Raw genomic sequence first — 11345 nt, 5'->3', positions numbered from 1 at the left:
GCTGGGATCGTCTCGCTGCAATGCTTGAAGGCTATCTACTTGCAACCCAAAGCATAAAACCGGGAATCCCGTAGCCCCTTGTGGGAGAGGGCAGCACCGCTACCAGCCCTGGAATCGCTCGGGTGAGGGGTTGTCTCCGCGAGGCATGACCTTCTGAGTGCGCCGAGAGACCCCTCACCCGGTGGCCTTCGGCCGCCACCCTCTCCCACAAGGGGAGAGGGGTGCACCGAGTTCGCCGCGATACGCGCGACCAATCAAAGCAGCAATCAAGCAACCAAACCTACGCCGCCGCCGCGAGCGCCGCCTGGGCGTCGGCTCTGATGCGGCTCACCATCGAGCGGAAACCGTTGGAGCGCTGCGGGGTTAAATGCTCGCGCAGGCCGAGTTTCTCGAACAGCGCGATCGGATCGGCGGCCAGGATCTCGGATGCGGTGCGGCCGGACACCATCGCGAGCAGGATCGCGACCAGGCCGCGGACGATGTGGGCGTCACTGTCGCCGATGAAGTCGAGCGCCGGCACTGCGGCGTCGTGCCGCACTGTGGTGGCAAGCCAGACCTGGCTGGTGCAGCCCTGCACCTTGTTGCCATCATTACGGTCGGTATCGGGTAGCGGCGGCAGGCCGCGCCCCAACTCGATCACGTAACGGTAGCGGTCGTCCCAGTCGTCGAGCAGCGCGAAATTCTCGACGATGTCCTCGATGTCCGGTGTGCCCGGCGTCGCGGTCTGGGTCATCTTCAACATCATCCCCTCCTCGTCATCGGCTGATCTCCGTGGATGCCAGGGCCAGCTATGCCGTCAGGCCCGGCTCGCTACCGCGCCGCGCCAGCACGGAATCGACTGCGTGCGTGACGCCGTCGAAGGTGATCGGCTTGGCGATGATGGCTTCCGCGCCCTGCCGCAGGCCGGCCAGCGCGAGCGGCGACTTGGTCGATCCTGCGACCACGATGATGCCGGCCTGATGCATCGTCCTGGCGAGCATGCCGACCGTCTCGGCGCCGTCGTCCTCCAGGATGCTCATCCCGATGAGGACGGCGTCGGGCGTGGTCCGTGCGGCCTTGGTCAATGCGTCGGCGGTCTCCGCGAAGGTGAAGGTCTCGTGACGCTCACTGAGAATGTAGCCGAGCGCCGAGCGGATCACCTGATCGGCTTCAATGACAAAGACGCGCGTCTTGCTCGCCATCAATAGTACTCCTGCTGGCCCGTTCGAAAGCGGGTTTGATCTATATCAAGCAAACTCCGTACCGCCGCTCCTGGCCGGCCTCTCGCGAGCGCTCCCCGGTGTTCTCTACGGAAGCGCCGCTCGGAGCCGCGGCGGCATGTGTCGTTTCGGACAGCACGGCGCGGGAGCGTCGGGTGAAAACCCCCGATGTCGGATTTGCAACAAGTACATCCTAGCGCCGAGCTTGGCCGCATCTCTTTCAAAACATGGCCTTTTTAACGATTCCAAAGCTCTGGCACAGCCGTTGCAAAACTGGGCTCAGGCAAAGGTTGAGGGCTGAGTGCACGCCGACGCTTCGGACGAGCGATGCTCTCCTTCCCAATAACCCGTCTGCCGGTTCTGGAGAGAGGACGCGGTCTCGCGATGCAAGGTGCATGCGAGACATTGGCAATCGGTTGATGGAGAGCATCATGGCAGCGCTGCGACAAATCGCATTCTACGGCAAAGGCGGCATCGGCAAGTCGACGACGTCACAAAACACCCTCGCGGCACTCGCCGAGATGGGCCACCGGATCCTGATCGTCGGCTGCGATCCGAAAGCGGATTCGACCCGCCTGATCCTGCACGCCAAGGCGCAGGACACCATCCTGAGCCTGGCCGCTGCCGCGGGCAGCGTCGAGGACCTCGAGATCGAGGAGGTCATGAAGGTCGGCTATCGCGACATCCGTTGCGTCGAGTCCGGTGGTCCGGAGCCGGGCGTCGGTTGCGCCGGCCGCGGCGTCATCACATCGATCAACTTCCTGGAAGAGAACGGCGCCTATGAGGACATCGACTACGTGTCCTACGACGTGCTCGGCGACGTGGTCTGCGGCGGCTTCGCGATGCCGATCCGCGAGAACAAGGCGCAGGAGATCTACATCGTGATGTCCGGCGAGATGATGGCGATGTATGCCGCCAACAACATCTCCAAGGGCATTCTGAAATATGCGAATTCCGGCGGCGTGCGCCTGGGCGGCCTGGTCTGCAACGAGCGCCAGACCGACAAGGAGCTGGAGCTGGCGGAGGCGCTGGCGAAGAAGCTCGGCACCCAGCTGATCTACTTCGTGCCGCGCGACAACATCGTGCAGCACGCCGAGCTGCGCCGCATGACGGTGCTGGAATATGCGCCGGACTCGGTCCAGGCCGGCCACTACCGCTCGCTGGCCCAGAAGATCCACGCCAACGGCGGCAAGGGCATCATCCCGACCCCGATCACGATGGACGAGCTCGAGGACATGCTGATGGAGCACGGCATCATGAAGGCGGTCGACGAGAGCCAGATCGGAAAGACCGCCTCCGAGCTCGCCGCCACGGCGTAACCGCCACCGGTCATCCGGCCCATGATCTCCAAGGGCCGGATGACCCCCGCAACCGATCATCGAGGAAAAGCCAGATGAGCGTCATCGAGAAACAAAGCGTGGCCGAGATCAAGGCACGCAACAAGGAACTGATCGCCGAGGTCTTGAAGGTCTATCCGGAGAAGACTGCCAAGCGTCGCGCCAAGCACCTCAACGTGCATGAGAATGGCAAGTCCGACTGCGGCGTCAAGTCGAACATCAAGTCGATCCCCGGCGTCATGACCATTCGCGGCTGCGCCTATGCCGGCTCCAAGGGCGTGGTGTGGGGCCCGATCAAGGACATGATTCACATCAGCCACGGCCCGGTCGGCTGCGGCCAGTACTCCTGGGCGGCGCGCCGCAACTACTACATCGGCACGACCGGCATCGACACCTTCGTGACGATGCAGTTCACCTCCGACTTCCAGGAGAAGGACATCGTGTTCGGCGGCGACAAGAAGCTCGCCAAGATCATGGACGAGATCCAGGAGCTGTTTCCGCTGAACAACGGCATCACCGTGCAGTCGGAATGCCCGATCGGCCTGATCGGCGACGACATCGAGGCGGTCTCCAAGGTCAAGTCGAAGGAGTATGACGGCAAGACCATCGTTCCCGTCCGCTGCGAAGGCTTCCGCGGCGTGTCGCAGTCGCTCGGCCACCACATCGCCAACGACGCGATCCGGGACTGGGTGTTCGACAAGATCCCGGCCGACGCTGCGCCGCGCTTCGAGCCGTCCGACTATGACGTCGCGATCATCGGCGATTACAACATCGGTGGTGACGCCTGGTCGTCGCGCATCCTGCTCGAGGAGATGGGCCTGCGCGTGATTGCCCAGTGGTCGGGCGACGGCTCGCTGGCCGAGCTCGAGGCAACGCCGAAGGCGAAGCTGAACGTGCTGCACTGCTACCGCTCGATGAACTACATCTCGCGCCACATGGAAGAGAAGTACAACATTCCGTGGTGCGAGTACAATTTCTTCGGGCCGAGCAAGATTGCCGAATCGCTGCGCAAGATCGCCAGCTATTTCGACGACAAGATCAAGGAAGGTGCCGAGCGCGTCATCGCGAAGTACCAGCCCCTGATGGACGCCGTGATCGCCAAGTACCGGCCGCGCCTCGAAGGCAAGACTGTGATGCTGTTCGTCGGCGGTCTGCGTCCGCGCCACGTGATCGGCGCCTATGAAGACCTCGGCATGGAGGTCGTCGGCACCGGCTACGAGTTCGGCCACAACGACGACTATCAGCGCACCGCCCAGCACTACGTCAAGGATGGCACGCTGATCTATGACGACGTGACCGGCTACGAGTTCGAGAAGTTCGTCGAGAAGGTCCAGCCGGACCTGGTCGGCTCGGGCATCAAGGAAAAGTACGTGTTCCAGAAGATGGGCGTGCCGTTCCGCCAGATGCACTCCTGGGACTACTCGGGTCCCTACCATGGCTATGACGGGTTCGCGATCTTTGCCCGCGACATGGACATGGCCATCAACTCGCCGGTCTGGAAGATGGCAAAGGCACCCTGGAAGCAGGCGCCCAAGCCCTTGCTCCAGGCGGCCGAGTAGTCACCACCACCCACGGCCTGGCTCTCCTTCGGCGGAGAGCCAGCGCTCCCTGATCGACACAGGAAAATAGAGAGGGTTATCCCATGACGCAGAGTGCCGAACATGTGCTCGATCACTTCGAGCTTTTCCGTGGTCCCGAATACCAGCAGATGCTGGCGAACAAGAAGAAGATGTTCGAGAATCCGCGCGATCCCGCCGAGGTCGAGCGCATCCGCGAATGGGCCAAGACGCCCGAATATCGCGAGAAGAATTTTGCCCGTGAGGCGCTGACGGTCAATCCGGCCAAGGCCTGCCAGCCGCTCGGCGCCGTGTTCGTCGCCGTCGGCTTCGAGAAGACGCTGCCGTTCGTGCACGGCTCGCAGGGCTGCGTGGCCTACTACCGCAGCCATCTGTCGCGCCACTTCAAGGAGCCAAGCTCCTGCGTGTCGTCGTCGATGACCGAGGACGCAGCGGTGTTCGGCGGTCTCAACAACATGATCGACGGCCTCGCCAACGCCTACAACATGTACAGGCCGTCGATGATCGCGGTCTCCACCACCTGCATGGCGGAAGTCATTGGTGACGACCTCAACGCCTTCATCAAGACCTCGAAGGAAAAGGGCTCGGTTCCGGCCGAGTTCGACGTGCCCTTCGCCCACACCCCCGCCTTCGTCGGCAGCCATGTCACCGGCTACGACAACGCCATGAAGGGCATTCTCGAGCATTTCTGGGACGGCAAGGCCGGCACCGCGCCGAAGCTCGAGCGCGTTCCGAACGAGAAGATCAACTTCATCGGCGGCTTCGACGGCTACACCGTCGGCAACATCCGCGAGGTCAAGCACATCTTCGAGGAAATGGGGATCGAATACACGATCCTCGGCGACAACTCGAACGTGTTCGACACCCCGACCGACGGCGAGTTCCGCATGTATGACGGCGGCACGACCTTGGAGGACGCGGCCAACGCCGTCCACGCCAAGGCGACCATCTCGATGCAGCACTATTGCACCGAGAAGACCCTGCCGCTGATCAAGAACCACGGCCAGGAAGTTGTCTCGTTCCACCATCCGGTCGGCGTCACCGGCACCGATGCCTTCGTGATGGCGCTGTCGCGCATCACCGGCAAGGAGATCCCGGAATCGATCGCCCTCGAGCGCGGCCGCCTGGTCGACGCGATCGCCGACTCCAGCGCGCACATCCATGGCAAGAAGTTCGCGATCTACGGCGACCCGGATCTCTGCCTCGGCCTCGCCGCGTTCCTGCTCGAGCTCGGCGCCGAGCCGACCCATGTGCTCGCCACCAACGGCAACAAGGAGTGGGCCGAGAAGGTGCAGGCCGTGTTCGACTCGTCGCCGTTCGGCAAGAACTGCCACGTGTATCCTGGCAAGGATCTGTGGCACATGCGCTCGCTGCTGTTCACCGAGCCGGTCGACTTCCTGATCGGCAACACCTACGGCAAGTATCTGGAGCGCGACACTGGCACCCCGCTGATCCGCATCGGCTTCCCGATCTTCGATCGCCACCACAAGCACCGCTATCCGGTGTGGGGTTATCAAGGCGGCCTGAACGTGCTGGTCACGATCCTCGACAAGATCTTCGACGAGATCGACCGCAACACCAACGTGCCGGCCAAGTCGGACTACAGCTTCGACATCATTCGCTGAGTGACGGCGCGGCGGCCTTCCGGGGCCGCCGCGTTTCGATGTTGGGAGCAGGGCTCAAGGGGAGGCATGTCGTGCCTGAGCCTTGTCTTTCGAAAGACGCGCAATCGGTCGTCAACAGGAGAAGCCAATGAGCTCGCTTTCGGCCACGATCCAGAACGTCTTCAACGAGCCGGGTTGCGGCAAGAACGCCAACAAGTCCGAGGCCGAGCGCAAGAAGGGTTGCACCAAGCAGCTGCAGCCGGGCGGCGCGGCCGGTGGCTGCGCCTTCGACGGCGCCAAGGTCGCATTGCAGCCGCTGACCGACGTCGCGCATCTCGTGCACGGACCGATCGCCTGCGAAGGAAATTCCTGGGACAACCGTGGCGCCGCCTCCTCGGGCGCTTCGATCTGGCGCACTGGTTTCACCACCGACATCAACGAGACCGACGTCGTGTTCGGCGGCGAGAAGCGGCTGTACAAGGCGATCAAGGAAATCATCGAGAAATACGATCCGCCGGCGGTCTTCGTCTACCAGACCTGCGTGCCGGCCATGACCGGCGATGACATCAACGCGGTCTGCAAGGCGGCCTCGGCGAAGTTCGGCAAGCCCTGCATTCCCGTCAATTCGCCCGGCTTCGTCGGCCCGAAGAACCTCGGCAACAAGCTCGCCGGCGAGGCACTGCTCGACCACGTCATCGGCACCGTAGAGCCGGAGGTCACGACGCCCTACGATCTCAACATCATCGGTGAATACAATCTGTCCGGCGAGCTCTGGCAGGTGAAGCCGCTGTTCGACGAGCTCGGCATTCGCATCTCCGCCTGCATCTCCGGCGACGGCCGCTACAAGGATGTGGCGTCGTCGCATCGCGCCCGTGCGGCGATGATGGTGTGTTCCAAGGCGATGATCAACGTCGCCCGCAAGATGGAGGAGCGCTACGGCATCCCGTTCTTCGAGGGCTCGTTCTACGGCATCCAGGACTCCTCGGACTCGCTGCGCGAGATCGCGCGCCTGCTGGTCGAGCGCGGCGCGCCGGCCGATCTGCTGGATCGCACCGAGGCCGTCATCGCCCGTGAGGAGGCCAAGGCGTGGGCCGCGATCGAGCCGTTCAAGCAGCGGCTGACGGGCAAGAAGGTGCTCTTGATCACCGGCGGCGTGAAGTCGTGGTCGGTGGTCGCGGCGCTGCAGGAGGCCGGCATGGAGCTGGTCGGCACCTCGGTGAAGAAGTCCACCAAGGAGGACAAGGAGCGCATCAAGGAGCTGATGGGCCAGGACGCTCACATGATCGACGATATGGCGCCGCGCGATATGTACAAGATGCTCAAGGACGCCAAGGCCGACATCATGCTGTCCGGCGGCAAGTCGCAGTTCGTGGCGCTGAAGGCTGCGATGCCCTGGCTCGACATCAACCAGGAGCGTTCGCACGCCTTCATGGGCTATATCGGCATGGTCAAGCTGGTCGCGGAGATCGACAAGGCGATCTACAACCCGATGTGGGAGCAGCTGCGCAAGCGCGCGCCGTGGGAGACCGCCAACAATAATTGGCAGGCGAGGGCGATCGCGCAGGCCAATGCGGAAGCCGCGGCGCTCGCCGCCGATCCGGTTGCCGCGGAAGCCGCGCGCCGCGCCAAGAAGATCTGCCACTGCAAGTCGGTCGATCTCGGCACCATCGAGGACGCCATCAAGACTCATGGTCTGAGCGACGTCGCCGGCGTCCGCACTCACACCAACGCCTCCGGCGGTTGCGGGGCATGCGCCGGCCGGGTCGAGGACATCCTGGCGGCACAAAAGGCGCCGGCCGAACTGCTGCAGGCGGCGGAATAGGGCGGCGCACATGGCCAAGGTCACCATTGGAAAGAAGGCCTGCGCGGTCAATCCCCTCAAGATGAGCCAGCCGATCGGCGGCTCGTTCGCCTTCCTCGGCCTGCGCGGGGCGATGCCGCTGCTGCACGGCTCGCAGGGCTGCACCTCGTTCGGGCTGACGCTGTTCGTGCGCCACTTCAAGGAAGCGGTGCCGATGCAGACGACGGCGATGAGCGAGGTCGCCACCGTGCTCGGCGGCTATGAGAATGTCGAGCAGGCGATCCTCAACATTCATAAGAGACAGAAGCCGGAGATCATCGGCATCTGCTCGACCGGGGTCACCGAGACCAAGGGCGACGATGTCGACGGCTACATCAGGCTGATCCGCGAGAAGCATCCGGAACTGGCCAATTATCCACTGGTCTACGTCTCGACGCCCGATTTCAAGGATGCGTTCCAGGATGGCTGGGACAAGACAGTCGCCAAGATGGTCGAGGTGCTGGTCGACAAGCCGACCTCGACGCGGCGCGATCCGGCCCGCGTCAACGTGCTGCCGGGCTGCCATTTGACGCCGGGCGACATCGAGGAGCTCAGGACGATCTTCGAGGATTTCGGCCTTGAGCCGTCGTTCTTGCCGGATATCGGTGGCTCGCTGGATGGCCACATTCCCGACGAGTTCACGCCGACCACGATCGGCGGCATCGGGCTCGAAGAGATCGCGACCATGGGCAGCGCGGCCTGGACGATTGCGATCGGCGCGCAGACGAAGCGCGCGGCGGAGGCGATGCAGGCCAGGACCGGCGTGCCGTACCGGCTGTTCGAGCGGCTCTGCGGGCTGTTGCCGAACGACGAGTTCATGACGTTCCTGAGCGATATCTCGGGGCGTCCGGTGCCGGCAAAATATCGCCGGCAGCGCGGCCAGCTCGCGGATGCCATGCTGGATGCCCATTTCCACATCGGCGGCCGCAAGCTTGCGATCGGCGCCGAGCCGGATCTGCTGTTCGATGTCGCCAGCATGCTGCATGACATGGGTGCGCAAATTGCCGTGGCCGTCACCACGACCCAGTCGCCGGTGCTCGAACGCATGCCGTGCGAGGAGGTGCTGATCGGCGATCTCGAGGACCTGGAGACGCTCGCCAAGGCGCGCGACTGCGGTCTCATGATGACGCATTCGCATGGCCGCCAGGCTGCGGCGCGTCTCAAAATCCCGTTCTATCGGATCGGCTTCCCGATGTTCGACCGGCTCGGGGCAGGGCATTTGCTGACGGTCGGCTATCGCGGTACCCGCGACCTCGTCTTCGCGCTGGCCAATCTCATCATCGCCGATCGCGAGGACAACCATCAGCCGACGCCTGACACTTGGCTCGATCCGTGGAAGGACGTCCAGCAGGCATCGATCGACTCCGCCGTCGTGGCGCCTCTGCATTGACGTTTCAGGAGAAAGGACCGCCGACATGAAAGTCGCATTCGCTACCCAGGATCTGAAACGCGTCGACGCCCATTTCGGCTGGGCCAAGAACATCGCGATCTACGATGTCGACACTGCGGGGCATCGCTTCGTCGAGACCGTCGAGTTCGACGGCGATCTCAAGGAGGACGGCAACGAGGACAAGCTGGCGCCGAAGATCGAGGCAATCAAGGATTGCGCGATCCTCTATGTCGCCGCGATCGGCGGCTCCGGCGCCGCGCGTGTCGTCGCCAACAACATCCATCCGATGAAGGTCAATCAGCCCGAGGAGATCAGCGATCTCCTGGGCAAGCTGCAGGCCGTTCTGGCTGGCACGCCGCCGCCCTGGCTGCGCAAGGCGCTCGCCAAGGGCCAGGAACGCGTTCTCGATTTCGAGGAATGAGGAAACCAACATGTCCGATACCGCCGTAGCAGTCGAAACGGTACCCGCCGAGCAGCGGCCCTTCGTCAAGGAACTCATCAAGGTCTGGCGCGCCCAGGACACCCACGGCGCCTGGGAGGGCAAGAAGGACGTCGACCTGCTCGAGCCCTACATCCTGGACAAGGAGAAGCGGCGGGCGCTGCCGATCATCGGCGATCCCGATCCGGAGACGATCTGGCGGCTCGAACTGTTCTTCAACGCGGTCGCGCTGTCGATCGAGAAGGCCACCGGCGTGATGATCTCGCCGATGCTGAAGATGAGCCACGAGGGCTTTGGCCGCATGGTGCTGATCGGCGGCCGGCTGATCGTGGTCAACAAGCAGCTGCGCGACGTGCACCGCTTCGGCTTCGACAATCTCGGCAAGTTGGCCGACGAGGGCGACAAGTTCGTCAACGCCGGCGTTGAGATGATCGAGAAGTTCAAGGACGTCGCGAATTACTAAACGGCGAGGATGAGACAATGAGCGACCTGGATACCCTGAAGGCCGAGATCAAGAAGCTGTCGGCACGTGCCATGGATGCCAAGATGAACCTGCACGACTTGTCGGAGGAGCTGCCCATCAACTGGGACCAGATCCTGCCGACGGCGCAGAAGGCGCATGAAGCCTTTGCCGAGTTGGAGAAGAAGCGAGCCGAGCTGAAGAAGCTCGAGACCGCCTAAGCCCGATTTGAGGACCCGTCATCATGTCCAATTCAACCCGTGACGGCCGCGACTGGCGGCCGGACTATCTGGTCGCCATCGACGCCGGAAAGTGTATCGGCTGCGGCCGCTGCTACAAGGTCTGCGGTCGCGAGGTGATGACCTTGAAGGGCATCAACGACGAGGGCGAGTTCGTCGAGCTCGACGACGACGAGGATGACGAGGTCGAGAAGAAGGTCATGGTCATGCACGACACCGGCGCCTGCATCGGCTGCGGCGCCTGCGCCCGCGTCTGCCCGACCAATTGCCAGACCCATTCGCCGGCGGCGTGAGATCATCGAGCGTGCTGTCATGGTGCGGATGGAGGCAAAGTTCACGATCGGCCAGGTGATACGGCACCGCGTCTACGATCTGCGCGGTGTCGTGTTCGACGTCGACCTGTCATTCTCCGAGGAGGAAGGCTGGCGCGCCATCACCATGGACACCAGGCTCGACAAGGAGCAGCCGTTCTACTACCTGCTCGCCGAATGCGGCGACAGCAGCTACATCGCCTATGTTCCGGAGCAGAACTTGGTGGCGGACGTCACGGGTGAGCCGGTCAAGCATCCCGATATCGGCGAGCTGTTCGATGTCGACGACGCCGGCAGCTACCGCTACCGCGGGCGGGTTTTTCAATAACGTATTGGAAAGCCGAGAGCGGCCGTCATTGCGAGGAGCCGCAGGCGACGAAGCAATCCAGAGTCCTCGCGTGGACCTGGATCGCGTCGCTGCGCTCGCGATGACGGCGATGGATTGGTAGGGTGGGCAAAGGCGCCTGGGCGGTTTTTCCACGCCGATTCAGCCAATGCGCCGTGCCCACCATTTTTCGGCGTGCGGGACGAAGATGGTGGGCACGCCATCGATCGCCGCTGCGCGTCGCCCGCTGGCTTTGCCCACCCTACGAATCAATGCCTACTCGATCCCCTGTTCCCGCGCCTTCCACATCGCGGCGATCCGGAAGCGCTCGTTGATCGCGGCGGGGTTGGCGAGGATTTCGGCCTGGGCCGCAGCGAACGCACCCTCGACGGTCGCGGCCTCGTCCTTGGTCAAAGTGATGCGGCCGGCCATGTGGGTCGCGTCGGGCGCGGCCTCCCAGATCTTGCGTCGGTTCGGATGCAGCTTGACTTCGACCAGCTCGAACGCCTCGAGCTCGCCTTCGAGACAGATTGCCAGCCCAATCACCTCGACCTTGCGGCCGTCCTGCGTGGTCTTGACCAGGGTTCTTGCCATGCTCGTGCTCCCGTCATTCGTCTGTGCACA

13 protein-coding genes are annotated in these 11345 nt (G+C 63.4%); 10 read left to right on the top strand and 3 right to left on the bottom strand.

Features of this window, described 5'->3' with window-relative positions; genetic code table 11:
* Nucleotides 1–280: 280 nt before the first annotated feature.
* Entirely contained in the window at nucleotides 281–742 is a 462-nt protein-coding gene (locus tag QX126_RS30655) for a SufE family protein (RefSeq protein WP_315771562.1), read from the bottom strand.
* Nucleotides 743–788: 46 nt separating this feature from the next.
* On the bottom strand, nucleotides 789–1181 hold the full coding sequence (locus tag QX126_RS30650) for a response regulator (protein ID WP_315785978.1): 393 nt from the start codon (nucleotides 1179–1181) through the stop codon (nucleotides 789–791).
* A 449-nt stretch (nucleotides 1182–1630) separates the two neighbouring features.
* On the opposite strand from QX126_RS30650, the gene nifH reads away from it, so the two are divergent.
* The 10 genes from nifH to hspQ all read left to right on the top strand — a co-directional run bounded on the left by nifH (nucleotide 1631) and on the right by hspQ (nucleotide 10724).
* Nucleotides 1631–2518 (top strand): nitrogenase iron protein, encoded by an 888-nt coding sequence (nifH, locus tag QX126_RS30645; RefSeq protein WP_315740949.1) that lies wholly within the window; start codon nucleotides 1631–1633, stop codon nucleotides 2516–2518.
* A gap of 74 nt (nucleotides 2519–2592) precedes the next feature.
* On the top strand, nucleotides 2593–4095 hold the full coding sequence (nifD, locus tag QX126_RS30640) for a nitrogenase molybdenum-iron protein alpha chain (RefSeq protein WP_231320191.1): 1503 nt from the start codon (nucleotides 2593–2595) through the stop codon (nucleotides 4093–4095).
* Nucleotides 4096–4178: 83 nt separating this feature from the next.
* Nucleotides 4179–5738 carry a nitrogenase molybdenum-iron protein subunit beta gene (gene nifK, locus QX126_RS30635; protein ID WP_315785965.1) on the top strand — a complete coding sequence of 520 codons (1560 nt, stop codon included), beginning with the start codon at nucleotides 4179–4181 and terminating at the stop codon, nucleotides 5736–5738.
* 127 nt (nucleotides 5739–5865) lie between these two features.
* Nucleotides 5866–7539 (top strand): nitrogenase iron-molybdenum cofactor biosynthesis protein NifE, encoded by a 1674-nt coding sequence (gene nifE, locus QX126_RS30630; protein WP_315785962.1) that lies wholly within the window; start codon nucleotides 5866–5868, stop codon nucleotides 7537–7539.
* A 10-nt stretch (nucleotides 7540–7549) separates the two neighbouring features.
* The gene (nifN, locus tag QX126_RS30625) at nucleotides 7550–8947 is read left to right on the top strand and encodes a nitrogenase iron-molybdenum cofactor biosynthesis protein NifN (RefSeq protein WP_315785960.1); all 1398 of its coding nucleotides are present in this window, start codon (nucleotides 7550–7552) and stop codon (nucleotides 8945–8947) included.
* A 25-nt stretch (nucleotides 8948–8972) separates the two neighbouring features.
* Nucleotides 8973–9368 carry a nitrogen fixation protein NifX gene (gene nifX / locus QX126_RS30620; RefSeq protein WP_315756230.1) on the top strand — a complete coding sequence of 132 codons (396 nt, stop codon included), beginning with the start codon at nucleotides 8973–8975 and terminating at the stop codon, nucleotides 9366–9368.
* A gap of 10 nt (nucleotides 9369–9378) precedes the next feature.
* Nucleotides 9379–9849, top strand: coding sequence for a NifX-associated nitrogen fixation protein (locus tag QX126_RS30615; protein ID WP_315785958.1), 471 nt, complete (start codon nucleotides 9379–9381; stop codon nucleotides 9847–9849).
* Nucleotides 9850–9866: 17 nt separating this feature from the next.
* Nucleotides 9867–10067 (top strand): CCE_0567 family metalloprotein, encoded by a 201-nt coding sequence (locus tag QX126_RS30610; protein ID WP_012045814.1) that lies wholly within the window; start codon nucleotides 9867–9869, stop codon nucleotides 10065–10067.
* Nucleotides 10068–10090: 23 nt separating this feature from the next.
* Complete coding sequence (gene fdxB / locus QX126_RS30605; protein WP_315785957.1) at nucleotides 10091–10378, top strand: ferredoxin III, nif-specific; 288 nt, start codon at nucleotides 10091–10093, stop codon at nucleotides 10376–10378.
* Between the two features lie 19 nt (nucleotides 10379–10397).
* Nucleotides 10398–10724 carry a heat shock protein HspQ gene (gene hspQ, locus QX126_RS30600; protein ID WP_315785954.1) on the top strand — a complete coding sequence of 109 codons (327 nt, stop codon included), beginning with the start codon at nucleotides 10398–10400 and terminating at the stop codon, nucleotides 10722–10724.
* A gap of 273 nt (nucleotides 10725–10997) precedes the next feature.
* Here hspQ and QX126_RS30595 read toward each other — a convergent pair whose 3' ends face one another.
* On the bottom strand, nucleotides 10998–11315 hold the full coding sequence (locus tag QX126_RS30595; protein WP_315740957.1) for a hypothetical protein: 318 nt from the start codon (nucleotides 11313–11315) through the stop codon (nucleotides 10998–11000).
* Between the last annotated feature and the right edge of the window lie 30 nt (nucleotides 11316–11345).

It is taken from the genome of Bradyrhizobium sp. SZCCHNPS1003, assembly GCF_032381555.1.
Taxonomy (GTDB): domain Bacteria; phylum Pseudomonadota; class Alphaproteobacteria; order Rhizobiales; family Xanthobacteraceae; genus Bradyrhizobium.
The sequence above is the reverse complement of the archived record's forward strand: the minus strand, read 5'-3'. Positions and strand labels throughout refer to the sequence as shown.

Bases quoted from the DNA above. Each gene is read 5' to 3' on its own strand.
- QX126_RS30655 (WP_315771562.1), bottom strand. From the start codon at position 742: ATGTTGAAGATGACCCAGACCGCGACGCCGGGCACACCGGACATCGAG.
- QX126_RS30650 (WP_315785978.1), bottom strand. From the start codon at position 1,181: ATGGCGAGCAAGACGCGCGTCTTTGTCATTGAAGCCGATCAGGTGATC.
- nifH (WP_315740949.1), top strand. From the start codon at position 1,631: ATGGCAGCGCTGCGACAAATCGCATTCTACGGCAAAGGCGGCATCGGC.
- nifD (WP_231320191.1), top strand. From the start codon at position 2,593: ATGAGCGTCATCGAGAAACAAAGCGTGGCCGAGATCAAGGCACGCAAC.
- nifK (WP_315785965.1), top strand. From the start codon at position 4,179: ATGACGCAGAGTGCCGAACATGTGCTCGATCACTTCGAGCTTTTCCGT.
- nifE (WP_315785962.1), top strand. From the start codon at position 5,866: ATGAGCTCGCTTTCGGCCACGATCCAGAACGTCTTCAACGAGCCGGGT.
- nifN (WP_315785960.1), top strand. From the start codon at position 7,550: ATGGCCAAGGTCACCATTGGAAAGAAGGCCTGCGCGGTCAATCCCCTC.
- nifX (WP_315756230.1), top strand. From the start codon at position 8,973: ATGAAAGTCGCATTCGCTACCCAGGATCTGAAACGCGTCGACGCCCAT.
- QX126_RS30615 (WP_315785958.1), top strand. From the start codon at position 9,379: ATGTCCGATACCGCCGTAGCAGTCGAAACGGTACCCGCCGAGCAGCGG.
- QX126_RS30610 (WP_012045814.1), top strand. From the start codon at position 9,867: ATGAGCGACCTGGATACCCTGAAGGCCGAGATCAAGAAGCTGTCGGCA.
- fdxB (WP_315785957.1), top strand. From the start codon at position 10,091: ATGTCCAATTCAACCCGTGACGGCCGCGACTGGCGGCCGGACTATCTG.
- hspQ (WP_315785954.1), top strand. From the start codon at position 10,398: ATGGTGCGGATGGAGGCAAAGTTCACGATCGGCCAGGTGATACGGCAC.
- QX126_RS30595 (WP_315740957.1), bottom strand. From the start codon at position 11,315: ATGGCAAGAACCCTGGTCAAGACCACGCAGGACGGCCGCAAGGTCGAG.